This is a genomic window from Natronomonas gomsonensis (assembly GCF_024300825.1).
In the GTDB taxonomy this organism is placed as follows: domain Archaea; phylum Halobacteriota; class Halobacteria; order Halobacteriales; family Haloarculaceae; genus Natronomonas; species Natronomonas gomsonensis.
In genome coordinates, this window is the sequence record NZ_CP101323.1 from 567,968 (window position 1) to 594,304 (window position 26,337).

Annotated in this window: 22 protein-coding genes, 1 tRNA gene and 1 pseudogene; 11 read left to right on the forward strand and 13 right to left on the reverse strand. The window is 63.5% G+C overall.

Translation table 11 applies throughout. The features are described from left to right. Positions 1 to 19 precede the first annotated feature (19 nt). Positions 20 to 916: a haloalkane dehalogenase gene (locus NMP98_RS03200; protein WP_254860117.1), complete on the forward strand. Its 897-nt coding sequence runs from the start codon at positions 20 to 22 to the stop codon at positions 914 to 916. Here NMP98_RS03200 and NMP98_RS03205 read toward each other — a convergent pair. Both NMP98_RS03205 and NMP98_RS03210 read right to left on the reverse strand, forming a co-directional pair. Continuing rightward, a complete protein-coding gene (locus NMP98_RS03205) occupies positions 913 to 1,500 on the reverse strand; it encodes a uracil-DNA glycosylase family protein (RefSeq protein ID WP_254860118.1) in 588 nt (195 codons plus the stop codon). The genes NMP98_RS03200 and NMP98_RS03205 overlap by 4 nt on opposite strands. 44 nt (positions 1,501 to 1,544) lie before the next feature. After that, positions 1,545 to 2,066: a halocyanin domain-containing protein gene (locus NMP98_RS03210; RefSeq protein ID WP_268105581.1), complete on the reverse strand. Its 522-nt coding sequence runs from the start codon at positions 2,064 to 2,066 to the stop codon at positions 1,545 to 1,547. Between the two features lie 231 nt (positions 2,067 to 2,297). On the opposite strand from NMP98_RS03210, the gene NMP98_RS03215 reads away from it, so the two are divergent. From NMP98_RS03215 to NMP98_RS03230, 4 genes are all read left to right on the forward strand, one after another. After that, complete coding sequence (locus NMP98_RS03215) at positions 2,298 to 3,575, forward strand: Single-stranded DNA binding protein (protein ID WP_254860120.1); 1,278 nt, start codon at positions 2,298 to 2,300, stop codon at positions 3,573 to 3,575. Continuing rightward, positions 3,572 to 5,137 (forward strand): RPA family protein, encoded by a 1,566-nt coding sequence (locus tag NMP98_RS03220; RefSeq protein ID WP_254860121.1) that lies wholly within the window; start codon positions 3,572 to 3,574, stop codon positions 5,135 to 5,137. Before NMP98_RS03215 ends, NMP98_RS03220 begins: the two co-directional genes overlap by 4 nt. Further along, positions 5,138 to 5,872: a metallophosphoesterase gene (locus NMP98_RS03225; RefSeq protein WP_254860122.1), complete on the forward strand. Its 735-nt coding sequence runs from the start codon at positions 5,138 to 5,140 to the stop codon at positions 5,870 to 5,872. A gap of 165 nt (positions 5,873 to 6,037) precedes the next feature. Continuing rightward, on the forward strand, positions 6,038 to 8,878 hold the full coding sequence (locus NMP98_RS03230) for a DEAD/DEAH box helicase (RefSeq protein WP_254860123.1): 2,841 nt from the start codon (positions 6,038 to 6,040) through the stop codon (positions 8,876 to 8,878). A 24-nt stretch (positions 8,879 to 8,902) separates the two neighbouring features. On the opposite strand, the gene NMP98_RS03235 is transcribed toward NMP98_RS03230, so the two are convergent. Continuing rightward, the gene (locus NMP98_RS03235) at positions 8,903 to 11,035 is read right to left on the reverse strand and encodes an AAA family ATPase (protein WP_254860124.1); all 2,133 of its coding nucleotides are present in this window, start codon (positions 11,033 to 11,035) and stop codon (positions 8,903 to 8,905) included. 89 nt (positions 11,036 to 11,124) lie between these two features. Between NMP98_RS03235 and NMP98_RS19415 the strand changes: the two genes are divergently transcribed. Further along, positions 11,125 to 11,259, forward strand: coding sequence for a DUF7128 family protein (locus tag NMP98_RS19415; protein ID WP_268105580.1), 135 nt, complete (start codon positions 11,125 to 11,127; stop codon positions 11,257 to 11,259). On the opposite strand, the gene NMP98_RS03240 is transcribed toward NMP98_RS19415, so the two are convergent. The 8 genes and pseudogenes from NMP98_RS03240 to NMP98_RS03275 all read right to left on the reverse strand — a co-directional run. Then, the gene (locus NMP98_RS03240; protein ID WP_254860125.1) at positions 11,260 to 12,645 is read right to left on the reverse strand and encodes a calcium:cation antiporter family protein; all 1,386 of its coding nucleotides are present in this window, start codon (positions 12,643 to 12,645) and stop codon (positions 11,260 to 11,262) included. It lies immediately after the preceding gene. 139 nt (positions 12,646 to 12,784) lie between these two features. Beyond that, a complete protein-coding gene (locus NMP98_RS03245; protein WP_254860126.1) occupies positions 12,785 to 13,891 on the reverse strand; it encodes an AI-2E family transporter in 1,107 nt (368 codons plus the stop codon). Positions 13,892 to 13,960: 69 nt separating this feature from the next. Further along, positions 13,961 to 14,764: a hypothetical protein gene (locus tag NMP98_RS03250; RefSeq protein WP_254860127.1), complete on the reverse strand. Its 804-nt coding sequence runs from the start codon at positions 14,762 to 14,764 to the stop codon at positions 13,961 to 13,963. Beyond that, positions 14,751 to 16,769, reverse strand: coding sequence for a hypothetical protein (locus tag NMP98_RS03255; protein WP_254860128.1), 2,019 nt, complete (start codon positions 16,767 to 16,769; stop codon positions 14,751 to 14,753). Before NMP98_RS03255 ends, NMP98_RS03250 begins: the two co-directional genes overlap by 14 nt. A 476-nt stretch (positions 16,770 to 17,245) precedes the next feature. Then, entirely contained in the window at positions 17,246 to 17,665 is a 420-nt protein-coding gene (locus NMP98_RS03260) for a universal stress protein (RefSeq protein WP_254860129.1), read from the reverse strand. 87 nt (positions 17,666 to 17,752) lie between these two features. Then, positions 17,753 to 17,974 (reverse strand): DdfA family disk-determining factor, encoded by a 222-nt coding sequence (gene ddfA, locus NMP98_RS03265; protein WP_254860130.1) that lies wholly within the window; start codon positions 17,972 to 17,974, stop codon positions 17,753 to 17,755. Positions 17,975 to 18,151: 177 nt separating this feature from the next. After that, positions 18,152 to 18,556 (reverse strand): winged helix-turn-helix domain-containing protein, encoded by a 405-nt coding sequence (locus NMP98_RS03270; RefSeq protein ID WP_254860131.1) that lies wholly within the window; start codon positions 18,554 to 18,556, stop codon positions 18,152 to 18,154. A gap of 89 nt (positions 18,557 to 18,645) precedes the next feature. Next, positions 18,646 to 18,978: pseudogene (locus NMP98_RS03275) on the reverse strand (helix-turn-helix domain-containing protein); the annotation flags it as partial. A 248-nt stretch (positions 18,979 to 19,226) separates the two neighbouring features. Between NMP98_RS03275 and rdfA the strand changes: the two are divergent. From rdfA to NMP98_RS03300, 5 genes are all read left to right on the forward strand, one after another. Beyond that, positions 19,227 to 19,853, forward strand: a complete 627-nt coding sequence (gene rdfA / locus NMP98_RS03280; RefSeq protein ID WP_254860133.1) for a rod-determining factor RdfA — start codon at positions 19,227 to 19,229, stop codon at positions 19,851 to 19,853. A 71-nt stretch (positions 19,854 to 19,924) separates the two neighbouring features. Beyond that, the gene (locus tag NMP98_RS03285) at positions 19,925 to 21,868 is read left to right on the forward strand and encodes an archaea-specific SMC-related protein (protein WP_254860134.1); all 1,944 of its coding nucleotides are present in this window, start codon (positions 19,925 to 19,927) and stop codon (positions 21,866 to 21,868) included. A 349-nt stretch (positions 21,869 to 22,217) separates the two neighbouring features. Then, a complete protein-coding gene (locus NMP98_RS03290; RefSeq protein ID WP_254860135.1) occupies positions 22,218 to 22,565 on the forward strand; it encodes a DUF8109 family protein in 348 nt (115 codons plus the stop codon). 52 nt (positions 22,566 to 22,617) lie between these two features. Next, positions 22,618 to 23,772, forward strand: coding sequence for a pyridoxal phosphate-dependent aminotransferase (locus NMP98_RS03295; protein WP_254860136.1), 1,155 nt, complete (start codon positions 22,618 to 22,620; stop codon positions 23,770 to 23,772). 58 nt (positions 23,773 to 23,830) lie between these two features. Beyond that, positions 23,831 to 25,186, forward strand: a complete 1,356-nt coding sequence (locus NMP98_RS03300; protein WP_254860137.1) for an outer membrane protein assembly factor BamB family protein — start codon at positions 23,831 to 23,833, stop codon at positions 25,184 to 25,186. 182 nt (positions 25,187 to 25,368) lie between these two features. Here NMP98_RS03300 and NMP98_RS03305 read toward each other — a convergent pair whose 3' ends face one another. Together NMP98_RS03305 and NMP98_RS03310 are read right to left on the reverse strand one after the other, a co-directional pair. After that, positions 25,369 to 25,905, reverse strand: coding sequence for a hypothetical protein (locus tag NMP98_RS03305; protein ID WP_254860138.1), 537 nt, complete (start codon positions 25,903 to 25,905; stop codon positions 25,369 to 25,371). A gap of 244 nt (positions 25,906 to 26,149) precedes the next feature. After that, a tRNA-Trp gene (locus NMP98_RS03310) sits at positions 26,150 to 26,330 on the reverse strand. Positions 26,331 to 26,337: the final 7 nt, after the last annotated feature.

Sequence of the window (26,337 nt, forward strand, 5' to 3'; positions counted from 1 at the left end):
CGCCGTGGGAGTTGCTTCCGTGACTCTCACCACCACTCCCGAGGAGCGATTCGAAGACGTTCCGGACTACGACTATCCCCACGAGAAGGTCCCCGTCACCGACGATGGCGCCGAGATGGCCTACGTCGATGTCGAGGGCGATGGAGACGAGACGTTCCTGCTCATGCACGGCGAACCGACGTGGGGTTTCCTCTACCGGAAGATGATTTCCACGCTCTCCGAGCACGGTCGCGTCATCGTCCCCGACATGCTCGGTCTCGGCCGCTCGGACAAGTACACCGACCCCGACGCCTACAGTTTCGACCTCCACTACGACGCCTTCGAGACGCTGCTGTTCGAGGAGTTGGACCTCTCCGAAATTACCCTCGTCTGTCAGGACTGGGGCGGCATTCTGGGGCTCGCGCTCGCGGGCCACAATCCCGAACGGTTCGCCCGCCTCGTAGCGATGAACACCGGCGTCCCCGACGGCACACAGGAGATGTCCGACGCGTGGCACCAGTTCGCCGACTTCGTCGAGAACGTCGAGGAACTCCCCATCGGGATGTTAATCCAAAACGCCACGGCCGAGGAATTGTCCGAAGAGGTCATCGCCGCCTACGAGGCGCCGTTTCCGACCGAGGAGTCGAAAGCCTGTGCCCGCGTACTGCCCTTCCTTATCCCGCACTCACCGGACGATGAGGGCGCCGACACGATGCAGGCCGCCAAACAGCGGTTGAGCGAGTGGGAGAAGCCGGCGTTCGTCCTCTTTTCGGACTCCGACCCCATCACGCGCAACGCTCGTGACCCGCTTCGGGAGTTGATTCCCACCGCGAGCGAACAGCCGGATACGTGGATAGAGGGTGCGATGCACTTCCTCCAAGAGGACAAAGGCGAGGAAATCGCCGACGAGATAGCCGCCTTCGTCGAGCGAAGTTAACCGACGGTCGTCGCGACGCCTTTCGTCTGTCGGTAATCGCTGTCCAGCAGCGCCTCGAGTCGGTCGACGAGCGCTTCTCTGTCCCCCGACTCCCACTCGGTGGGTTCGCGGACGGGGACGACGAGAAAGCCGCGGCCCCGCACGTCGCTCGCGTGGAGTCGAGCGGCGTCGTGTGGGAGCTTTCGCGCCTGCGTCGTGAACTCCGTCAGGACGTACGACAGCGCCTCGTCGCCGACAGGGAGGAGAATATGCGCGTTCACTGCACGGATTTCGGCGTCGGCGTATCGTTCGAGGTCCGCGGGGTCGCCGGGGGAGAGCCACAGGTACGAGAGATAGCAGTTCGACAGTTCGGGGGCGTCGCTGTACGGTTCCGCGGCGAAGCCGACGGCGTGGAGAACGCCCTGTAACCGCCGGCCGGCGAGCGTTCCAGTAAACGGAACGCCCGTCTCCGTGCCGCCGTGAGTCTCGCCGTCGAGGCCCACGACGTGAAAGTCGGCGTTGGCGTCGCCGTAGCCGTACACGGCGGGTTCACCCGGAGCAGTCATCCCGAAGGGGTTCGACACCCGGTCAGTCACGCGCTTCACACCGTGGGCTAGGCGAGCGGTGAATAAAAGAACGCGGTCGCGGCTTACTCTTCGACGACTTCGATGGCGCCCTTCATGCCCTGCGTCTCGTGGGGCTGACAGACGTAGAGTTGGATGCCGGTGTTGTCGAATGACTGATTGAAGGTGTGGCCCTCCTCACCGACGATTTCGCTCTGGAAGTCGGATTCGGAGTCCTCGACGGAGGCGACGTTGTGAGAGCCGCCCTCGCCGGTCCACTCCCAGACGACCGTCGTACTTGAACTAATGCGAACCGCGGCGGGGTCGAACGCCAATCCACCGTCGCCGGCGCCGACCATGATGGTCACTTCGTCCTCGCCGGTCATGTCGACGATAGAGCCATCGTATAGGTTGGCTCCCGAGAGGAAGTCGTCGATTTCTTGTGGGACCTCGGCACCGTCGCCGTCGCCATTGCCGTTCCCGTTGCCGTTTCCGTTGCCGTTGCCGTTTCCATTTCCGCCGCCGTTGCCAGTACAGCCCGCCAGTGTACCGGCCGCGACTGCGGCGCCGGTAGCCTGCACGAATCGTCGTCGGCTCACATCTCTCATAACGAATTACAGTTAGGTCCGTGGCAAGATAAAAGGCACACGAGGCGTGTCAACACCTATTGTGTAATCAGTTCACAAGATACTGATGAATGGAACGGCGACGGAAATCGACAGGTCCTCCGACGTCTCCCGAGTGGAGACGCGCTCGGGTGACCCTTGAGAGCGCCGAGCGCACGGGCCTTCCTCGCGCGGCGAACGCTTTTGACCCGCGCCGACGAACCCCCGACTGAAATGAGTCTTGACGACGCGGCCGAGGAGCTCGCCTCCACCCTCGGCGTAGACAAAGCGGAGGTCAAAGAGGACTTGGAGAAACTCGTCTCGTATTCGGTGCCGATGGACGAGGCCAAACAGAGCCTCCGTCGGAAGTACGGCGATTCCGGCGGCGGTGGCGGCGGTGGCGGCGAACCACCAGCGACCGACATCGCTGACATCGAACCCGACATGGGCAACGTCAGCGTTACCGCGCGCGTGCTGACGGTCGGCAAGCGCTCCATCCGGTATCAAGGCGACGACCAGGTCATCTTCGAGGGCGAGTTGGCCGACGAGACGGGGAAAATCTCCTACACCGCGTGGACGGATTTCTCGCTGTCGCCCGGCGACACCATCACCGCCGGCAACGCGGGCGTCCGCGAGTGGGAAGGCGACCCCGAACTCAACCTCGGGGAGTCGACGACGGTGACACTCGAAGAGGACTCCCTCGAGGTCCCCTACGAGGTCGGCGGCGAGCGCGACCTCATCGACCTCCAACCCGGAGACCGTGGCCGGACGGTCGAGGTGCAGGTCCTCGAAGTCGAAGAGAAGACCATCGACGGCCGCGACGGGGAAACCGACATCCTCAGCGGCGTCGTGGGTGACGAAACCGCCAGACTGCCGTTCACCGACTGGGACCCACACGCCGACATCGAAGCCGGGGCGTCGGTCCGCATCGAGGACGCATACATCCGCGAGTTCCGCGGTGTCCCCTCGGTCAACGTCACGGAGTTCTCGACGGTCGACCCGACCGCAGACGTCGATGTCAGCGACTCAGCGACGGAGATGGGCGTTCGGGAGGCCGTCGAGGCCGGCGGCGTCTTCGACGTGGAGTTGGTCGGCAACGTCATCGAGGTCCGGGATGGCTCTGGTCTCATTCAGCGCTGTCCCGAGTGTGGCCGGGTCGTCCAGAACGGCCAATGTCGCAGCCATGGCGAGGTCGACGCGGAAGACGACATGCGGGTGAAAGCCATCCTCGACGACGGAACCGACACGGTGACGGTCGTCCTCGGTCGGGAGTTGACCGAGGAGGTGTACGGCGGCACGCTTGAGGAAGCGTTGAACCATGCTCGCGACGCGATGGACCGCGAGGTCGTCGCGGAGGAGATAGCCGCGGGCGTCGTCGGACGGGAGTACCGCGTCCGCGGGGCGCTGTCGGTCGACGAGTACGGCGCGAACCTCGATGCGACCGAGTTCGAGGAAAGCGGTGACGACCCTGCCGCACGTGCCGAGGCCCTGCTCGCGGAGGTGGGCCGATGAGTTCCAGCGACGACGGTCCCGGTCGCCGGGAAGTCGCCTACCGACTGTTCGCGGCGGAGTTCGACGACTCGGAGTTCGATTACAGTGAATCCGACGAGGAACGGGCACCGAACTACGTCGTCACGCCGACCGGCGCCCGGGTCAATCGGCTCTTTGCAGTCGGCGTCCTCACCGAAGTCGAGGACGTCAACCCCGAGATGGTCCGCGGCCGGGTCGTCGGCCCGACCGGCGCCTTCGTCACCTACGCCGGTCAGTATCAACCCGACGCGCTCACGTTCCTCGAACGCGCCGACCCGCCGACGTTCCTCGCGCTTTCGGGAAAGGCTCGCACGTTCGAACCGGACGACGGTGACCGTATATACACCTCGGTCCGCCCGGAGTCGGTCAGCGAAGTCGACGCCGAGACCCGCGACCGCTGGGTCGTCACGACCGCCGAGCGGACGCTCGAACGCATCGGCATCATGGCCTCGGCCATCGAGGCCGGCCTCGCCGGCGAGCAGTTGCGCGCCGCACTGTTGAAAGCGGGCGTCGACGAACGCCTCGCCGACGGCGTCGCACTCGCCTTGGATTACTACGGCACCACACCGGCGTACCTCGACGCTCTCCGTGAGACGGCTCTCGATGCGCTTCGCGTCGTCGCCGGCGAGAAAGACGAAGTGGGCCGACTCGACGTGGCTCCCGACGAGGGGATGGGCGATGCCAGTGCGCTCGCGACGCTCGACCTCTCGGGGGCACCGTCGCCGGAGACGGCCGCCGCCGCGGCCGGCGTCGGTGAGTCTGACCCGACATCCGAGGCCGACGACGCCGACGATGCTGAAGCCACGGGCCAGTCAGCCGAGACGGCAGAGGCCGAATCAGAGAGTACTGACACGGAGTCGACGCCCGAGGCCGAACCGACGCTCTCTGACACCGACACGAGAACCGAATCGGAGTCGGACTCGGAGGCGGTCGCCGCTCCCGACGAATCTGACGGCGCAGAAGCGCGTGACGAAGCAGAGGAACTCCAACCGGATGCCGAACCGGCCGAGACGACTGCCGACTCGGAACCGGCCGATGAAATCGCCGCCGAGACGGAACCCACGGAGTCGACCACCGAACCGGCCGACGACGACGTTCGTGAGGAGGTCGAAGAGGAGTTGGACGACTTCGACCCGGGCGAGTTCGAACTCGACGAGGAGGAGCGCCGCGAGGTCGAAGAGGAGTACGGAACCGAGTTCTCGACGGCCGGGGAGGTCGAGGAAGCGGGCATCGAGACGCCGGGTCCCGACGAGTCGTCCGAGGTAGCCGAGAGCGACGGCGCCGAACCGGAGCCGGAACCGGAACCGGAAGCGACTGAAGACGAAGAAGATGCGGCGGGAGCCGACGACGTCGACCTCGAAGACGCCGTCATGGAGACGATGGAAGCGCTGGACGACGGCGACGGCGCCGACCGCGAGGAACTCGTCGCGACGCTCGTCGAAGAGCACGGCGTCGCCGCCGACGCAGTCGAGGAGGCCATCCAAGACGCGCTGATGAGCGGTCGGTGTTACGAGCCCTCCGACGGCGTCCTGAAGTCCATCTGAATGCTCGAACCGGTGTCGGGCCGGCCGGCGGCGGTCGCCGACTGTGGCGTCGAACGAGCCCTCGTCGTCGCGGATTACCACGCCGGTCTGGAGGTCGGACTCAGACGAGACGGTGTCGAGATTCGAAGCCACGCGGCCGAGCGCCGCGAGTCGTTACTCCGACTGCTGGCCGAGTCCGACGTGGACCGACTGGTGTTGTTGGGCGACGCCGGCGACGCCATCGGCGAACCGAGCGGCGCCGAACGGGAGGAGTTGTCGGCGCTGTTCGAGGCTGTCACCGAGCGGGTACCGGTAACGCTGACGAAGGGGAACCACGACGGGGCCATCGAGTCGGTCGTGGAGGGAATCGACGGCGTCGATGTCGTCGACGGTCCCGGGGTCAGAATCGGTGACGTCGGATTCTGCCACGGCCACACCTGGCCCGACGAGGAGGTGGTCGCGGCGCCGACGCTGTGCACCGCCCACGAACACCCGATGGTCCGACTGGAAGACGACGTGGGCGGGTCGCGTCGAGAGCGAGTGTGGCTCCGTGGCCGCCTCGATGAGGCGGGCTTTCCCGACTACGACCGCGTCGGCGAGCGCATCGTCGTCTGTCCGGCGTTCAACGACCTCTCCGGCGGGACGCTGGTCAACGAGAGCGACGACTTTCTCTCGCCGTTTCTGCCCGAGGGGCTGGCCGAAGGTGAGGCGTACCTGCTCGACGGAACGCGACTCGGCGACTATCGGTCGGTGTAACCGGAGACAGGAGACATCGGAGAACGGGACTCGGGGACTCCCGTTCTCCGTAATCGTTCGTGGTCGATACAGCGAGAAAGCACCATCGCGGGGCATACCCGGTCGTTTATGTCTTCGGCATCCGCGAGCGCGGCGCTTAATCCGCTCGCGCTCCAACGACCAGCAATGAGTGAGGGCCGTGTCGCCGGGATGGACGCGTTCTCGCGGCTTCACACCGACGTGCGTGAGGCGCTGTCGGAGCGTGGGTTCTCGACGCCGACGGCGCCACAGCGGAAGGCGATTCCGCCGCTGGCGGCGGGGGAGCATGCCCTGGTCGTCGCGCCGACGGGGTCGGGGAAGACGGAGACGGCGATGCTGCCCGTGCTGTCGGCCATCCAGGACCGCGACCATCGCCACGGGATACAGGCGCTCTACGTCACGCCGCTGCGGGCGCTGAACCGCGACATGCGCCAGCGCCTCGAGTGGTGGGGCGAGACCCTCGACATCACAATCGACGTGCGTCACGGCGACACGACGGACTACCAGCGCAGCAAGCAAGCGGAGAACCCACCGGACGTGCTCGTGACGACGCCGGAGACGCTGCAGGCGATGTTCACCGGCGAGAAACTGCGACGGGCGCTGGAGGACGTCGAACACGTTATCATCGATGAAGTACACGAGCTCGCCGCCTCGAAACGGGGCGCACAACTGACCATCGGCCTCGAACACCTCCGGGAGCACGCGGGGCCGTTCCAGCGCATCGGTCTCTCGGCGACCGTCGGCGACCCCGAGGAGGTCGGTCGGTTCCTGACCGGCGACCGTGGCTGTCGAGTCGTCGAGGTCGAAGCCGGGTCCAACATCGACGTACAGGTACGGGAGCCGGAGGTCAAACCCGAAGACGAAAGCGCCGCTGGCGAGTTGCTGACCGACGCGACGGTCGCCAGCCACGTCCGGGCCATCGACGAACTCGTCGCCGAAAACGACTCGACGCTGATTTTCGTCAACACGCGACAGACCGCGGAGGGACTCGGGTCGCGACTGAAGGCCTACGGCACCGACGTGGGCATCCACCACGGGTCGCTGTCGAAAGAGGCACGAATCGATGTCGAAGACCGGTTCAAAGCCGGCGAAATCGACGCGCTGTTGTGTACCTCCTCGATGGAGTTGGGCATCGACGTGGGGCGAATCGACCACGTCGTTCAGTATTCGAGTCCCAGGGAAGTGCGGCGACTGCTCCAACGGGTCGGACGGGCGGGGCATCGCCGCGAGGCGACTTCCTCGGGGACGGTACTGACGACGCACCCCGACGATACCTTCGAGGCGCTGGCCATCGTCGACCGCGCGGAACGCGGCGAGGTGGAGGCGGCGGGTATCCACCACGCCAGCCTCGATACCGTCGCCAACCAGATTCCTGGTCTATTGATGGGATTCGGCGAGATGTCGGCGGCGCGGGCCTACGACATCGTCACCCGGGCGTACCCGTTCCGGAATCTCACGGAAGCGGATTTCAAAGCGGTCGTTCGGGAACTGTCGGAGAACCGGGTGTTGTGGCTCGAGGAGAGCGAGGACCGACTGGAGAAATCGGGAGGAACCTGGCAGTACTTCTATGCGAACCTCTCGATGATTCCCGACGAGGCCAACTACACGGTGAAAGACATGGCTTCGGGCCGCACGGTCGGGACGCTCGCCGAGCGGTTCGTCGTCACCTTCGCCCAACCGGGTGAGACGTTCATCCAGCGCGGGGAGATGTGGCGAATTACGGAAATCGACGACGAAGAAGAGGAGGTGCTGGTCACACCAATCGAGGACCCGACCGGCGAGGTGCCGTCGTGGGTCGGCCAGGAGATTCCGGTCCCGTACGACGTGGCCCAACACGTCGGTCGGACGCGGGCCGAAGCAAGGGAGCGGTTCGACGACGGCGCCAGTCGGGAACTCGTCGCTCGCGGCCTCACCGACCGTTTCCCGACGGACGAGTACACCGCCAGTCGGGCGCTCGACCCGGTCGAACGACACGATGTAGCGTTTCCTTGCGATAACCGCATCGTCGTCGAGGCGTACGGCCGGGAAGTCGTCGTCAACGCGGCGTTCGGCCACACGATAAACGAGACGCTCGGCCGCCTGCTGTCGGCGCTCATCGGCCAGCGAACCGGGTCCTCGGTTGCGATGGAGGCCGACCCCTATCGCATCGAGTTGGAGGTGCCGGGCGGGACGACGATGGGCGACGTCGTCGAGATACTGGAGACGACCGACCCCGACCACGTCGGGACGCTCGTGGAGTTGAGCCTGAAGAACAGCGACGCGCTGAAGTTCACGCTCGCACAGGTCGCCGCGAAGTTCGGGTCGCTGAAGCGCTGGAAGGGCAAGGGCTCCAGTCAGAACCGCTTCGGCAAGGACCGCCTGCTGAAGGCCCTGGAGGACACGCCGATTTACGACGAGGCGGTCCGGGTCGTCCTCCACGAGCAGTTGAACGCCGACGGGGCCGCCGACGCGTTGCGGCGGCTCCAGACCGGTGAATTCACCCTCGAAACGGTCGGCGAACGGACGCCAATCGGTCGCGGTGGCCGCTCCTCTGGCCGGGAGTTGCTGTCCCCGGAGAACGCCGACGCCTCCGTCATCGAGACGGTCAAGGAACGCATCCAGAGCGACCGGGTGCTGTTGGCGTGTCTGCACTGCAAGGAGTGGGACCGCCGTCAACAGGTGCGCCGCGTCGACGAGCAACCGGAGTGTCCGAACTGTGGGTCGACCCGGGTCGCGGCGTTGAACCCGTGGGCCGACGAGGTGCTGGAGGCAGTCCGAAGCCAAGAGAAGGACGACGAACAGCAGAAACAGACCGAACGCGCCTACAAGGCCGCCAGTTTGGTCCAGAGCCACGGCAAGAAGGCCGTGATTGCGCTGGCCGCACGCGGCGTCGGCCCGCGAAACGCCGCCTACATCATCAACAACCACCGCGAGGACGAGACGGATTTCTACCGGGACATCCTCGAACGGGAGCGACAGTACGCGAAGACGAAGTCCTTCTGGGACTGAGCGGCGTCGGTCGGGACGGCAGTCTCAGCCACCGCGTTCGGCACGGCGAATCGACCCCAAGGCCGCCTCGACGTGGTCGCTTCGAATCTCGATTTCCTCGGCCCGTTCGGTCGCTTCCTCGGGTCCGAGGTCGGTCGCCAATTCCCGAATCGCTCGCATCGAGGCCTCACGGAGCAGTGCCTCCAGTTGCGCGCCGGAGAATCCTTCCGTGTCGGCGGCGAGGTCGTCGAGGTCGACATCGTCGACGAGCGGCTTCCCGCGGGCGTGGACGGCCAGAATCTCGCGACGGGCGGCCTCGTCGGGGTCCGGAACTTCGACGTGGGTCTCGAGTCGCCCGGGCCGCAACAGCGCGGGGTCGAGTGATTCTCGGCGGTTCGTCGCCGCGATGACGACGACGTTGGGGTTGTCGGTGAGACCGTCCAACTCCGTCAGCAGTTGGGAGACGACCCGCTCGGCGGCCTCGCTGGAATCGCCCCGGACCCCGGCGACGGCGTCGATTTCGTCGAAGAAGATTATCGACGGAGCGGCCTGTCGGGCGCGGTCGAACACCTCCCGGACGGCCTTCTCGCTTTCGCCGACGTACTTGTCGATGAGTTCGGGCCCGGCGACGCTGACGAAGTTCACGTCGCTCTCGCCGGCGAGCGCGCGGGCGAGAAGCGTCTTGCCGGTGCCAGGCGGGCCGTAGAGAAGGACGCCCGAAGGAGGGTCGGTGTTGGTCGCCTCGAACAGCGCGCCGTAGGACAGCGGCCATTCGACAGCCTCGGTGAGTATCTGTTTGGCATCCGTGAGGCCGCCCACGTCCTCGAAGGTGGCGTGTGGCGTCTCGGCGACGTACTCCCGCATCGCGGAGGGGTCGACGGCGGCCAGCGCTGCCTCGAAGTCCGAGGCGGTGACGCAGAGTTCCTCGCGCTCCTCGCGGTCCCGGAGTGCACGCATCGCGGCCTCGGTGACGAGCGAGTGGATGTCGGCACCGACGAAGCCGTGAGTGCGGGAGGCCAGATAATCGAGGTCGACGTCGTCGGCGAGCGGCATCCCCCGGGCGTGGACGTCGAGTATCTCCCGGCGGCCGGTCTCGTCGGGGGCTCCGATTTGGATTTCGCGGTCGAAGCGGCCGCCCCGGCGCAACGCGGGGTCGATTACGTCGACGCGGTTGGTCGCACCGATGACGATGACCTGCCCGCGGGAATCGAGGCCGTCCATCAGCGTCAGCAGTTGGGCGACGACGCGGTTTTCCATGTCGGCGTCCTCGTCGCGGGTCCCGGCGATGGAGTCGATTTCGTCGATGAAGACGACTGCGGGGGCGTTCTCGACGGCGCGTTCGAACGTCTCCCGGAGTTTTTCCTCGCTTTCGCCCTTGTACTTCGAGACGATTTCGGGGCCGTCGATGACCTCGAAGTGGGCGTCGACCTCGTTTGCGACGGCCTTGGCGATGAGGGTCTTGCCGGTGCCGGGCGGACCGTACAACAGCACACCCGACGGCGGGTCGATTCCGAGTTTTCGGAACAACCCCGGCTCCGAGAGGGGGAGTTCTATCATCTCCCGAACCTGCTCTAACTCGCTGTCGAGACCGCCGATGTCCTCGTAGGTGGCCTCGGAGGTCGGTTCGGGCGTCGGCGCGAGTTCGCCGTCGGTTCCACCGGCGTCGTCGGAAGTGGGCGTTCGGTCCACGTCGGCGCCTCTATCGGGGACCTCCCGAACGCGGACGTTTGTCCGGTCGGTGACGCGAACGGTGCCGTCGGGTGTCGTCTCGACGACGGTCGCGCGGACGCCGGGTCGTTCGAGACGGACCTGCTCGCCGGCCTGAACGGGACGGTCGCGGAGGTCCGTGGCGACGGCATCGAGCAGTTCATCGTCGACAGACACGGGAAGTTCGACGACGACTCGATTGGCTTCGGCGACGGAAACCGGCCGGACGGTCACCGTCTCGCCGATGTTCACGCCGGCGTTCGCTCGGGTGTCGGCGTCGATGCGAACGACCCCGTCGCCGCCGCTCGCGGGCCACACTTTCGAGACGGTCGGGCGGTCGCCGTCGATGACGACGGTGTCGCCGCTGAGGACGCCGAGCGCCCGCCGGGCCGATTCGGGAAGTCGGGCGACGCCCCGCCCCGCGTCTCGCTTCTCGGCCCCCTTCACAGTCAGCGACACCCGCCGGTCCATACCCGACCGTGAGGCCGCCGGCGGCTTTACCGTTCCGCCGGCACCCGCTCGGAGAAACGACTATACGTTACCACGGCACAATATCGAGTATGGTCGCGACCACACAACGGGACGGGTCGACGTGGTACGAGTGTGAGAAGTGCGGTTTGCTGTTCGACGACCAATCCGACGCGAAGCAACACGAGGCCAACTGCGACGCCGAGGAACCCTCCTACATTCAGTAGTTAGTCGTCGGCGCCTTTGGGCTGCGTTTCGGTGCCGGAGATGGCATCGCTCACCGTGCCGGCCGTCCGTCGAAGGAGATACTGGAACTCCTCTCTTCGATAGACGAACAGGCCAACCCCGAGGACGATGTACACGGCGCTAAACCCGAGGAGGAGTTCGTAGTCGGTCACCGGAACTTCGACGTAGCCGCGTATCAGTGAGAACTCCAAGAGCACCTGCGAACTGAACAGGAACAGAAGCGCAAGCGCCTCCCGAACCGAGAGTTCGAAGTTGATGAGCAAGGCGATAGCGAAGAACGACTGGGCGGCCGTCAGCCAGATTTCGCCGGCCTGCTTCTGGTCGAACATCAGGGGGCCGTACTGCCCGAGGCCGAGGGAGTAGACGACGACGAGCGTCCCGATGAGCAGCGTCCACTGATTGAGTTTCGATGAGATGAGCGCGTTAAACCCCGCCGTCGAACGAGCCTTGTTCACGAGGTAGGCGACGACGATGAGTTCCGGAGATTCGGAGGCCAGCGGCGCAATCCACTGAATCATGAAAAACGAGGGGACGCCGATTTCGGTGCCGAGTTCTTCGAGGCCGTGGGCGAACGGCTCGACGGCCGTGAATATCATCAACCCCGAGTAGGCGAACAGCGCGACGACGGTCGCGACGCGTTTCGGTTTCGGATACGACTGGAGGTACTGGGGGACGCCGACGTGTTCCTCCTCGGGGTCGACGTCTCCTCGGAGAATGACGGCAATGTAGGTGACGTACAGTCCGACGAGGACGGCCATATCGAGGATGTCGATGCCGCCGTTAACCGGGACGAGAAACGCCCACACCGTGGCAGCGAGCAGGAACACCACGTCGAGGCTGAGGTCGCGGTCGAGTTGGACGGTGTCGGCCAGAAACCCCGGCCGCGACTCGATTGCGGGGTCCGCCGTCGACCCGCTCCGGTAGACGCTGAACAGGACGATGCCGGCCCACCCGATACCGATGAGGATGCGGTTCGCGCCGGTCATGTTCGCGACGGCGAGGTTGCCGGCTTCGATGCCGCGTGGCGTGCCCGCGAACTGCCCGGCGTTCCAGGCGTACAGCGCGTCGACGGCGTACTCCGGGGCCACGGCGAGAACTGCCAACACGGCGATGGCGAAGGCCCGCGGAACGTCCTTCTCGGCGGTTTCGGCGCCCCACGCCAACAGGAAGGCTGCACCGAGTACCGACAGCCCACTGATGCCGACTATCGCGAGCGTCGGGAGGTTCAGCAGGACGGTCGGAGGGCTGTACTGAACGCCCACCAACGAGGCGACTTTCGGCAGGACCGTCGTGAGTATCCAGATGACGAGCCACGGGACGGTCAGGGAGACGGCCGCCGCAATCGCACCGAGAGATTGTCGTTTCATGGTTTGTGAGTGATGCCGACCCACTCACGGCCGGGCGAGGATTGGACGCCTGCAGCGAGAGCCGAGTCGGTCCGGAGTCGTTCATCCCCACGCGAGGCTGACTTATAATGCACAAGATTTCATCCGACACGCCGTTCCGTCAGGTTCGGAACTCGTCGAGGACGGTCTGTCCATCCGGCAGGCCGTCGTCCTGTGGCTCTGCGCCGAGGAGTCGCGGGAGCGCGATGTCGCCGAACGTCAGCCCCAACACGAGCAGTATCGGCGCGAAGAACAGGCCGTAGAAGCCAAAGACGACCGGTCCGAGGATGTACGCGAGCATCAGCAGGCCGACGTGGGTTTTTTCGCCGCTCAAAAACGGCCGGAGAACGAGGTCGGGGATGGTGTCGACGACGACGAGGGCGACGACGAGGAAGGCGACAGTGTAGATGAGCAACGAGGTGTCGCCTCCGAGCACGGCCGGCAGCGCCGTCGCCGCGGCCAGTGGGATGTAGATGATTTTCATGCCGACGACGGGGATGAGACTCGCGATGCCAGTCAGAGCACCGGCGAGGGCGGGGTAGGGAACCTCGACGGCGGCCGGAACGACGGCGTTGTACGCGAGATAGGAGGCGATGGCGATAATCGAGATGGCGATGACGTTGAGCAGGTTCCCGAAGAGGACGGCTTCCAACTCCGCGTCCGCGTCCTCAAGGAACTCACGGACGATTGCGTCGTCGTCGAAGCGCAACAACCACGCGTGAATCTTCGAGCCGTCGATGAGCAGGTAGTAGGTGACGATGACGACGATGAGGAGGTTGAGGAAGAACCCGGAGATGGCGCTGGTCAGGAAGGAGGCGTTGTCGGAGAGAAAGCCGATGATGGCGTCGAATCGGCCGTTCTGGTACGCTTCGTACAGCCCGCTCGGTGAGAGTTCCGGTGGGTCCTCCAACCCCTGCAGCCACGAGACGTTACTCGCCGTCGTCTCGATGAGTGGAGACTGGTCCATGAATGTCTGGAGTTCGGTCACGAGCAACACGACGGTGTAACTGGTGAGCAGTATGAGCGGCAACGCTAGCACCGAGATTGCGGTGACGGCACGGACCCGCTTCGGGAGTCGAAGCCGAGCGAGTCGCTTGTAGAAGCCGCGCGTCGAGTAGTACAGGAAGACGGCTATGGTCAGTGCGGCGATGAACCGGTAGGCGACGTAGGCGATGACTGCGGCCACGGCAACACCGAAGAGGGCGACCACTGCGCGCTTCTCGTCCATAATTCGGCAGTTTCCCCCAACTAATATAAATTCGGCGACGGTGTAGCGTTTCGATTCAGGGCCGCAGCGTTAGCTGACATGTTCGAGAAACGCCGCGACGGTTCTCACGTACATCTCCGCCGGGCGGCCGGCGGCCATCTCGAGAGGAAATCGCTGGACACAGCGGTCGAACTCCCCGTCGGCGAAGGTGAGGTTCGTTTCCCCGATGGCGACGACTTTCGCGGCTTCGAGGCTGCCCGCTTCAGGGTTCCAGTCGACGAAAAACGACCCAGTCGTTCGCTCCTCGCCGAAGTGAGTCCGAACGGGTTCGAACGACTTGCGGTAGCGCTCCGGCACCGTCCCCTCGACGGTCGGGAGTGGGTCCAGAACCTCGTAACCGTTCGCTCGGAGCGTCTCGGTGTAGGTGTCCCGCAACGGCGGCGCCCCCGGTACGTCGACGTACACCGGAGTCCCCGCCCGAAACACCAGCAATTCCTCGTGGAACTCCTCGAAGGCCGTTCGCGTGGGGGTGGCGTCGACGCGGCCGTCGGCACCGGTCCACCGAAGCGGGTCCGCCGGCGCGTCGGCATCCCTGAAGATGAGCACGAGGTCGTCGCCGACCATCGGAATCACGCCCGCCCCCAACAGCAGTCGCCCCTCGTATATCTCGCGGTCACCCGCGGTGTGACGCTCGATGGGTTCGTCGACGAGCGCGTCGACGGTCGGCAACGCCGTCCCGAACCGCTCGTTCACCCCGTCGCTCAGGGCGACGAGACAGTTCTCGGGGTCGACGTGTACGTCCCACTCGCCGGCCGCCGTGTCGTGGACGATTCGCTCCGCGTAGTAGAAGACACGGTCGTCGTACGCCGGCGGGATGTGGTCATTCATCGCCATCTTCGAAGCGGACCTCCACGTCTATCTGTCGGCAGTCGAGCGTCGATTCTCCGCCCTCGACGACGGGCGTTTCGGTGTCGGTCTGCCAGTCGAACGTGACCGACTTTGTGGGGTCGTTCAGCCACGAGGGGTCGGCGTACAGACGCCCCACGTCGTCGACGTTGTCCCGATACCGGACCCGATACAGCACGTCGTCGTCGTAGGGGGCCTCCGGGAAGGAGTCCAGCCAGAACAGAAACGCCATCTTGCTCTCGAGGGCGCCCATTCCGTAGACGACGTGGACGATTCGGTCGTCGTCGATGTGGTGCCGCAACACGAGGAACACCTTGCCGTCCTCGTCGCGGGAGCCGCGAAAATCGTCGTCGCCGCGCAGTACCGAGGAGACGAAGTACTCCGAGACGAACTGGAGGTCGTCCTCGTCGGTGAAGGCGTTCTCGATGAGGTCGACGTTCTCGAAGCCGGCCCCGTCGGGCGAACGGAGGTACTGGATGAACTTCACGAGCGCCTCTTGGTGTTCTGCGCCACCCAAAAGCAGGTAGTGCGTCTCGTCTTCGTCCCAGGTCCGGTCGAAGTAAAACGGGAACTCGTCGTTCGTTTCGAGGTTGTAATCGGCGAAGAACGGGTGTGGAACGCTGACGAATCGCTTCACCGGAAGTCTGACGCCGCGTTTCGCGCCGGCGTGGTCCAACCCTCGGTCGTTGCCCTCGCCGACCGAGCGACCGTAGCGCTTGCCGACGCCCGGGACACGTTCGAGCAGTCGCCGTCGGTGGACGTCCTGCCGAAGGTAATCGACGCCCTGTAGGCGCATCTCGATGGGTTCGTCGTTGCCGTCGTCTTCCGTCTCGGCGGTGGTCGGCGTCGGTATCGCACGTTCCAGCAGTTCCGTCCCCGCCTCGGCGGCGATTTCTCGGTTGTCCTCGTCGGCTTCGACGGCGTTCTCGACGCGATAGGAACGGTCGCGGCCGACGACGCTCCAGAGGAACTCGCTGACGTAGAACAGTCCGTAGCCGGCCAGCGAGTTGCCGAGTCGGTCGACCGTCTTCGCCTCGTCGTCGAACAGCGTCGACTTCTCCGTGCTCTGGAGGAGGCCGTACTCCGAAAAGCCGGCGGAGTTGCCGAAGAACCGTCGCCGGAACCCGACGTAGTCGGTGAATGCCGTCACGACGATGTAACCGGAGAGCCCATAGAGGGCGCCCAACTCCAGGGTCGACCACGGCACCGAAGGGAGGGCCGGAACGACGCCGATGGTCGCCGGGAATCGAGTGACGACGAGCAGCAGAACGGCCGCCCCGAGGACGTACCGCCGCGGGTAGGCGAGTCGCCAGTCGAACCATTCCAACTCCAGTCGCGTCGTCCGGTCCGGCAGCGAATCGAAGGTGACGTACACGCTGTCGACGAACACGTTCCGGTAGTACGGTACGTCGGTGAAGACGCCGCTGACGGTCGCATCGAGGTCGGCGTTCGCCAACATCACGAGCGGGTCGCGGTCCGACAAATGGGAGGTAAACGGGTGCCAGTAGTTGTGATTCGACCACGTGTCGATATCCAACAGGACGCCGAGGTGTCGGACCTGATAGAGGCCGGCCAACGCCTTCTCGCGTATGTTCGCGACCTCCTTACGCACCAAGGCGACGACGCGGGGCGCAATCCAGGCGGTCACCGCGAGCACGGAGACGACTTCGAGGCTTCGAGACCGGGCGAACGCGTTTATTTCCGGAAGCCGAAACGACGCGAGGTCACCGAGTAATCCAAGAACCAAATCGAGGTAACCGCCAGCGGAGAAAGCGACGTACCAGACCGTTCCGGCGATGAAGACCACCAACACGACGCTCCACAGAATCGGGCCGAGCAACGAGAGTTTCTGTAAATCCCAGTCCGTGCTGATGTGTTTTCGCGTCTCGAAGCGGTCACGCTTGTCGAGTCCACGGCCGGTTCCGACGACGATCCGTCGAGAGACCCCGCCGTCCTCGTCGGGTTCGTCGGATTCCTCGGAGTCTCCCCCCATACGACAACTGAGTCCCGGCGGGGGCGAAAAAACGTTTCGTCCCCCCGCCACCCCGGTCGCCTCGCGGCCACGGCCGCGAGCGCCACGATACGGCCGCAGAGATAAAACATGGGCAATGTCCGGCGACAGTGCTATTTTCGTTTGCTAGCGGATATTTCGTAGGCGAGGGCAGGAAATCCGATATGGCAGGTCCCTGTCTTCGCCACCGTTTCGAACCCGTAGAGCGGTCGTGGTATGTCCGAACGGAGTGGACGGTACGGTCAGGCCTCCGTATCGCCAGGGCGGATGTTCGTGATTGTAACGGTCCAGACAGCCTCGCAGTCGGGACACTCAGTAGAGGTACTCTTCGAGGTCCCACCCCGCGTAAACTCGGAGACTCGGCAGCCACAGACGCACTCAAAGTCGACTTCCATGCTGACAAACTCTTCTGAACTGTAAAATAATTTTATCTCTGGCTAATATCTCCGACGAATCCGTCAGGCGATGAACGTGGGCCGAACGCCGCTTCGAACCACGCGCTCGGTCACGCTTCCGATGGTGTCCGTTTGGGTGTGTGATTGCCCTTGGTAGCCGAGCACTATCATGTCGGCGTCGATGTCGTCGGCGTAGCTGATGATTTCCTCGTGTGGCCTCCCGTGACAGGACCGCCGGACGAACTCGATGTCGAGGTCACGGGCCTGCTGTTCGAGCGCTTCGAGGGCCTCCCGGCCCACGTCCTCGATTTCGTCGGTCACCAACTCGTCGCTGCTCAGCGCCGGCTCGTCGTAGCGAGTCGTGTCAACGACGAAGATACCGTGGAGCGTGGCGTCGTGTCGCTCCGCCTGCTTGAGTGCGTGGACTATCGCGCAGTTCGCTGATTCACTTCCGTCGGTTCCGACGAGGATTCTCTCGTACATACTATCGCTTCGGTCTGGGTGGGCAAGTCCACCTCCCCGATTCTCAGCGGATAAGAATCAGCCCGGCGTAGTGAGTCGGACGTTCGTTTACTGTTGGACGAAGACGACTTCGTTATCCTCGACGGTGACCGTGTATCCGCTGTACTCGAACGTGACGCTTGTGGCGGCGTCTCCGGTGAAGAGGGCGTCCAATGCGTCGGTGTCGATAGCGCCGTACAACGGCGGTAGGTCCGTCACATCCGAATCCTCGATGTCGGAAACTGCGTTTACGACCGCTTCACTGGGGAGTCGGTCTTCGAGTGAAATCACGTTCCCCTCGGTAAAACCGTTCGTACAGTCCGTTGTAGGGTTTCATGATTGGAGGGAGTAGAAGCCTCGCGACTTCGAATAACTGTCGGGCAGTCGCTCCGAGAGTCGCTGGACGCGTACATCGAGGTGAATAACTCTTTTGTGAGGAGTTCCTGAGGTCTGGGACCGAACCACCGCTCAACGAGGGACCATCGTGACGACTTCCTCGGTGTTCTCGCGGTGTATCATCCGCAGTGAAATCCCGCCGTGGGTGTCGAGGGAGACGAGAACGTCCTCGACCGCTCGATAGAATTCACTCGCGTGTTTTCCGGACCGCCGGATTCGAGTCCGTTCTTCGAGCAGTCCGGAGTCGGTGAGCAGATCGAGTTTCCGATAGGTCGTCGACAGCGGGAGGTCACAGGTCTCGGAGACCTCGTTTGCGGACAGCACCTCGTCGCTCGTCGCATCGAGAATCGTACGACAGCCGCGGTCGTCGAGCGCATCGAGCAGCCGCTGTTTCGCCGGTTCGGCGTCGACTGCACGAATCCACTGGGACGACCGGTCGGTGCCGTCGCTCGGAAACGATTTCGATGACTGGCTCATACGTCATTCTGTCACCGGCCGGCGGCAGGAACCCACACCCACAGTATCCGGGCACGTTTATTACCCCCCGCGCCGGTCGCGTTCGACCGTCACAGTACGTCGACGAGGATTTTCGACTCCGCTGCGGTGAGGTGTTCTCTGAACGTCGAGGGATTGATACCGAGGTCGGCCGCGATTTCGGTGGCGTTAGCCCGACACGGGCGCTCGAAGTAGCCCCGTTCGTAAGCCGTCTCCACCACTTCGAGTTGGCGCGCCGTGAGTTTGCTGCGGTTTACGGAGACGGTGTCCCGTGGCTGGTCGTCGGTCGGGGACCGAACGAACCGTTTGATGTCCACCTCGGGGAATCGCTCGCGGAGTTCGCCGATCGCCGCCTGCAGTTGGTCGTAGTCTGCTGCGTGGAACACCACCGTAAGCGTCCCCCTCGTCGGGACTCATCGTGTTCGGTGTAGAACGTGACCGGATAAAGCACGCTCCGCATTTCCAGCGTAGTGAGAACCCCATCTCGAGCTACCATCCTCACAATTCTATACCAATGTTTCCCGCTTATGTCCATAAGCGAGATTTATTGTGTGGCGGAGGAAGTATCGTCGTTCAGCCGCGTATCGGTCCGATACAGGTGTTCTGTTCACGAGACGAAAGGTACAACCAGCCCACTCCCGTTGAGGTGGATATGGACCAGTCCGACGACACATCGGGGTCCGGGCGTGGCCGGCGGAGCAAGGTCGCCCGGCTCATCGAGGAGTACGACCTCCAGGGTCTCGGCGCGGAACTCGAACAGCGCTGGACCGCCGACGAGGACCGGAGCAGCCTCCGGGAGTTGGCCGCACAGTTCAATCAGGAACTCCTCCGAGAGGCCCTCGAAGCGGCGAACGTCCAACACCTCGATGGGGAACTGGAAAACACCTACCGGCTGTTGACGGACGACGACGTGAGCAGTGCGGAATCAACGCGAATTCAACGGCGGCTCGAACGCGACGGCGTCGACGTCGACGCCCTACAACAGGACTTCGTCACGTATCAGGCGATTCGGACGTATCTCAAGGAGTACCGGGGCGCCGAGTACACGCCCGCCGAGACCGACCCACTGGAGCGGGAGGCGACGAACGTCCAGAAACTGCGCGGACGGATGGTTTCGGTCACCGAGGGAAAACTCGAACAGCTCCGTGACGGTGGCCACCTCACGCTCGGTGAGTTCCGGACGCTGGCGGAGATTCAGGTCATCTGTGAGGACTGCAACACCCAGTTCGACGTTCTCGAACTGTTCGACCGCGGTGGCTGTAACTGCGCTTCGGAGTGACTGTCGTCGTCCCGTTCGATTTCTGACGGGTCCCAAACCTTGATATGTGATTCAATCGATTGCACGGGTATATGAGTACGAAGCAGACCGAAACGGGTAGCCGAATTTCGGTCCGTAACATCGGAGGAATCGACGAGGCCGAAGTCGACTTCGAGCCGGGGGTGACGGTGCTGGCGGGCCGCAACGCCACCAACAGGACATCGTTGCTGCAGGCCATCATGGCCGCACTCGGAAGCGACAACGTCTCGATGAAAGGCGACGCCGAGGAGGCCCACGTGGAGTTGACCATCGGTGAGGAAACGTACACGCGGACGCTTCAGCGCCGGAACGAAGCGGTACAGACCAGCGGCGACCCCTACCTCGATGACCCCACGGTCGCAGACCTCTTTGCGTTTCTCTTGGAGTCCAACGAAGCCCGCCGGGCCGTCGTGACCGATGCGGACCTCCGTGACCTCATCATGCGACCCGTCGACACCGACGAGATTCAGGCCGAAATCGATCGACTCGTCGAGGAGCGGCGGAACCTCTCCGAGGAAATCGACGAACTGGACTCGCTCAAGGACCGACTGCCGTCGCTGGAAGAAAAGCGCACCCGTCTCCGAAACCAAATCGAGGAGACGACGTCGGAACTCGAAGCGCTCGAAGAGCAAATCGAATCCAAGGACGCCGACGTCGAACAGAGCCGCGAGGAACAGGCCGAACTCGAGGCGAAACTGGAGGAACTGCGCGAGACGCGTTCGGACCTCGAAGATGTCCGGTACGAACTGGAGACCGAAGAGGATAGCCTCCAGTCGCTTCGGGCCGAAAAACAGGACGTCGAGTCGGAGTACGAGGAACTCCCGGAGACGCCGGCGGGTGACTTAGAGGAAATCGAGAGCCGAATCGACACGCTTCGGACCCGGAAACAGAGTCTGGAGTCCGAATTGAACGAACTCCAGAGCGTCATCGGGTTCAATCAGGAGATGCTCGAGGAGTCCGGCGACGAGGTATCGGATGCCCTCCGTGACGGCGACCGCGATGGCGAGGGCGTAACCGACGAACTCCTCCCCGACGACAGCGTGACGTGTTGGACCTGCGGGAGCGAAGTCGACGCCGCTCAAATCGAGTCGACCATCGAAAAACTGCGAAGTCTAAGTCAGGAGACGGTCAGCGAAATCAACGACATCGACGACGAGCTCGAGGAGTTGAAGGGGAAGCGCCGGGACCGAAAGGACCAACAGCGCCGGCGTGAACGCCTCGACCGCCGCAAACGGGAACTCGAAGACGAAATCGAGGAGACGGAGGTCCGCATCGAACGGCTCTCCGAGCGCCGGGAAGACCTCCGCGAGGAAATCGAGACCGTCGAAGGGGAAATCGAAGAACTCGAAGACGACTCCTACGAGGAGGTCCTCGACCTCCACAAGGAGGCCAATCAGCTCGAATACGACCTCGGAACCCTCGAAACCGACCTCGAACGCGTCGAGGACAACATCGAGACCATCGAAGAGCGGCTTGAGGGGGAGGCCGAACTCGAAGCCCGAAAAGACGAGGTTTCGGAGGAGATTCAGGAGTTGCGAACGAAAATCGAACGCATCGAACAGCAGGCAATCGAGGCGTTCAACGAACACATGGAGACAGTTCTGGACCGTCTCGAGTACGACAACCTCGCCCGTATCTGGCTGGAGCGAACGGAGAAGCGAGTGCGGGAGGGGCGTCGGAAGGTCACCAAGAGCGTCTTCGATTTACACATCATTCGACAGACCGAGTCCGGGACGACCTACGAGGACACCGTCGACCACCTCTCGGAGAGCGAACGCGAAGTGACGGGACTCATCTTCGCACTCGCCGGCTATCTGGCCCACGAAGTGTACGAGACCGTTCCGTTCATGGTTCTCGACTCCTTGGAGGCCATCGACGCGAACCGAATCGCGACGCTCGTCGAGTACGTCGCGGGGTACAGCGAGTATCTCGTCGTCGCGTTGCTGCCCGAAGACGCAGCGAACGTCGAGGCGGACCGTCGCATCGAGTCGTTCTGAGGAACCGCCGCTCCCTCCTCCGGTATTCGGCCGTTCTGACTCCGTCAAGGGCGACTCGAAATAACATAGTTAAATTTGTTATTGGATAGTTCGGGACATGCGATTGTTAGGCTAAACCCCTTATTCGGTATTGACTCACTCACGGAGAGACTACTTTTACAAATTCTATCGCTTATGTACACAAGCGTTTTAGTTAGTGAGGTACTTGAGAAGTTAACTTTTGAATAGAATGTATCTCTTGATTCAGCCCATCAGTCGTTCGAAATCTACGACATTGTTTTCAGCCCGGTGGATTCAAGATATCTCCAAGCGAAAACGCTTAATCACATACGCTCGAACCGTTGGGACGATGAGATACAGGACGCTGCTGGAGCAGAAAGTCGACGAGTGGGAAGACGGCTACGGCGTCGTCCAAATCGTCACTCCGGAGTCCAGCGACGAGAACCAACTCCGGTTCTGTTACTACAAGGACGGGGAGTTCGTGAACAGGCCCCTGACGGTAGCGCCGTCGTCGGACGTCGCAGACCGGACGGCCGAGGTCGTCGAGACGATGGCGAGTCTCGCACGAACGTTCACTCCCGACGAGATAGAGGCGCTGGTCGAGGAGTTGGGCGAAGAGAAAATCCTCGAACTCTCCGTCCTCATCGAGGAGTTGGGCAAAAGCCGCCTGAAGGAAATCCTCGACGAAGCGAACTGATTTCAGACCCACGGAACGTGCGAGTTTACTACGCCCGGTTCGAGGAATCGCCATGCACGAACCGACCGACCGGGTCCGGCGAGCAGAGCGTTCACAGATTCGCGTCATGTACGACCTCGCGGCCCGGACGGAGGGCGACATCGTCCGCCTGGAGGTCGGCGAACCGGACTTCGACACGCCGGCACACGTCGTCGAGGCGGCCGCGACCGCGGCCCGCGAGGGAGCCACTCACTACACCTCCAACGCCGGTCTCCCGGAGTGCCGACGGGCGATATGCGACGCGATGGCGACAGACTACGGCGTCGAACACGACCCCGAGGAGGTCGTCGTCACCGTCGGCGGAATGGAGGCCCTCCACCTGGCGACGCTGGCCACCGTCGGGCCGGACGAGGAGTTACTGTACCCGGGGCCGGCGTGGCCCAACTACGTGACGCAGGCGTTTCTCGCCGACGGCGAACCGGTGGAGGTGTCGATGGCGCCCGAAACCGGCTTCGACCTCGACGCCGACCGACTCATCGACCGAATGGGACCGACGACGGCGGCAGTCGTTCTCACGACACCCTCGAACCCGACGGGACGGGTCTACGACCCGGAGGCGATTCGGGCGGTCGTCGAGGCGGCCGCCGACCACGGCGTCTACGTCATCGCTGACGAGGTGTACACCGGGTTGACCTACGACCGCGAACCGCGCGGCGTCGCAGCGCTCTGCGGCCATCCCGACCACGTCCTCACGGTCGGGTCCTGTTCGAAGACCTACGCGATGACCGGCTGGCGTCTCGGATGGCTCGCGGGCAATAGGGACGTCGTCGACGAGATACTGAAGATACGGGAGTCGACGACGGCCTGTGCGTCGAGCGTCTCACAGCACGCGGCCATCGCGGCGCTCACCGGCCCACAGGACCCCTTCGAGGAGATGTACAACGCGTTCCGTCGTCGCCGCGACTACGTCGTCGACCGCATCGAGGCTATCGACGGCCTGTCGGCACCCAGACCGGAAGGAGCCTTCTACGCGTTTCTCGACCCCGAAGTCGAGGGCGACTCCCTCACGTTCGCGAAGTATCTTCTCGAGGAACACGGCGTCGTTCTGGCGCCCGGAAGCGGCTTCGGAACGGCCGGCGAGGGGCGACTTCGACTCTCCTTTGCCAACTCGATGGACCGTCTCGAAGCCGGACTGGACCGAATCGAAGCCGGCACCGCGTCGTACTGAGTGCGCCTCGATGGGGCAACCGAGGCATCTATGTCGAGTCGGGTCGAACCGCCGGCAGATGTCCGAATCCGGAGGCCGCCAGAATGGGCGTGGTCGAGTCGGAAGGCGTCGGTTTCTCGGAGGCGCCGGTGCCGCCGCGGTCGCCGCCCTCGCCGGTTGTACGAGCCTACCGGGACTCGGCTACGACCGTGAGCAGTCGTCGTTCGAACCCGAGATTCTCCCCTACGACCAGACGTACCCACCCAGAGACGACGTGACGATGTTCCGCCGCGGAACCCGACGGTTGGGGTATTACCCCGACGCGGTCGTCCCCCAGTCGGTCGACGTCGAGTGGTCGATACCGATGAACGAAATCGGCCACACGGCCGCGAAATCAAGTCCCCGACCGACGCCGGTCGGCGATCGCCTCATCATCCCCGACGACACCGGCAAACTGCACGGCGTGACACCCGACGGCGAACGCCAGTGGACCACCGAGACGGGGGCTTCGACCAGCCTCGGCTTCCACGGTACGCCGACCATCGTCGGGGACACTGGCTACATCGGCGGCTACGATGGGTCGATGTACGCCTTCGATGTCCGGAGCGGCGAGATAGTGTGGAAAACCTCAAACTGGCGGCTTCACGGTGCCATCGCCATCGGCTCCAGCCCCGCCTACTGGGACGGCGTCCTCTACGTCGTCGCCGAGTACAACTACCCCTGGCAGGAGCCCTCGGGTACGATGTGGGCGCTCGACGCCGAGTCGGGGCGACCGTTGTGGCACGACGACAGGCTCTGGGGGATGCCACACCCCTCGACCGCTATCGACCCCGCCACCGAGCGAATGCTCACCGGCTCTAACGACGGCGTCTGCTACTGCTGGGAGTTCCCCTCCCTCGAACCAGTCTGGGAGTTCGAAACCGACGCCGAAATCAAGGGCACCATCCCGACCTACGAGGGCGGCGCATTCGTCGGGTCCTGGGACGGCTACTTCTATCGGCTTGACCTCGAAGACGGCAGCGAAGAGTGGTCCTTCGAGACGGGTGCCGTCACCATGTCGAACCCAGGCATCGACCCCGATTCGGGCGTCGTCTATGTCGGTAGCGACGACCGACACGTCCACGCGCTGGACACCGAGACGGGCGAGGAGCTGTGGTCGACGTACGTCGGTGGACACGTCATCGGGTCGCTCACCGTCACCGCCGACGCCGTCCTCGTCGGTTCCTACGACACCAATCTGTACGCCCTCGAAAAGGACACCGGCGACGTTCGCTGGCGCGTCGGGAACATCGGCCACGTGACCAGCGAAGCGGTGCCACACGATGGCCGTATCTACTACGCCGAACGGGCGGACATCTCCGGCTACTGGAACGACGACGCCGAAGCCGTCGTCGAAACGCCGGGACACGCCTACTGTCTCCAGCCCACATCTTGACCCTCTACCTTAGCACATCCCTTCCCTCTCTTTAGAAATAATATTCAGTTGAGACCGGAACGGGGAACAACGCCTCTACAAGTGGCCGATAGCCTGATTTCTTTCTTAAAACGTGGGAAAATGAAGTGAGTCGGCGAGAAAACTCTGCCTCCTGTCCGTAGAGTTGGTGACGTTACAAACGGTTAGTCCTCTTCTTCAGTTTCGTCATCTTCCTCGGATTCATCGTCATCCTCATCGTCCTCTTCTTCCTCGGACTCGTCGGTTTCGTCGTCCTCGCTCTCATCGTCATCCGCCTCGTCCTCTCCTCCATCGACATCGTACTCGTATTTCTCTTCGACGAGGGTTAGCGAGTCATCCGCAACGACGTACTCCAGTTCGCCCTCCGCGTGGTCGGACTCGTACTCGACTTCGAGCTCCTCGAGAGACTCGTCGTCTTCACTGAGCGCTGACTGATTGACTGTCGCGGTCCCCTCCGCGTCGGTTGTGACAGTTACCTCTTCTTCTCCTTCGACGGTGACCGAGGCGTCCTCTACGGGCGTGCCGTCGTCAGTCACAGTCACCGTGACGGTTTCGTTATCGAGCGTTGCATCCATCTCCAAGTCGGATACGGACGCCGCCGACGCGCCGCTATCCGTTTGGGCCAGACCCGTTACTGCGGCACCGCTTCCAGCAACGAGCAATACTGCCAGCACCGCCACCATCGTTTTTGAGACTGACATTGCATTCGACGCGACGGCTGTGAGAGGTATAAGTCAGGGAAACCGTTGGACGGCGTTCTACCGATTTTATCACCGTTCAAACGGTTTAATCGGCCCGGAGAACGCCTCCTCAAGCATCTATTCCGGCTTGCAGTCGTTCTGACGGTTTCCTTATCGACCCACGATTTTCGCAGATAGGTTCGATTTGATAGTCTCACTGCAGCATACACATATCAGTACGCGGTCAGTTTCTTTAAGGTGAGTATGGGGACGGAGGGATTTGAACCCCCGATCTACTGATATCTCCGGTGTAGCGCCTCGGTCCTCCAGAGGGTCGTCAACGCGGAGCGATGATCAGTCGTCCGCTCGGTATATCAGTCTGGAGTCTCGTCACCGGGCGCGTGGCCTCTGGAGTCAGCCGCCATGCCTGGCTTGGCCACGTCCCCTCGATTC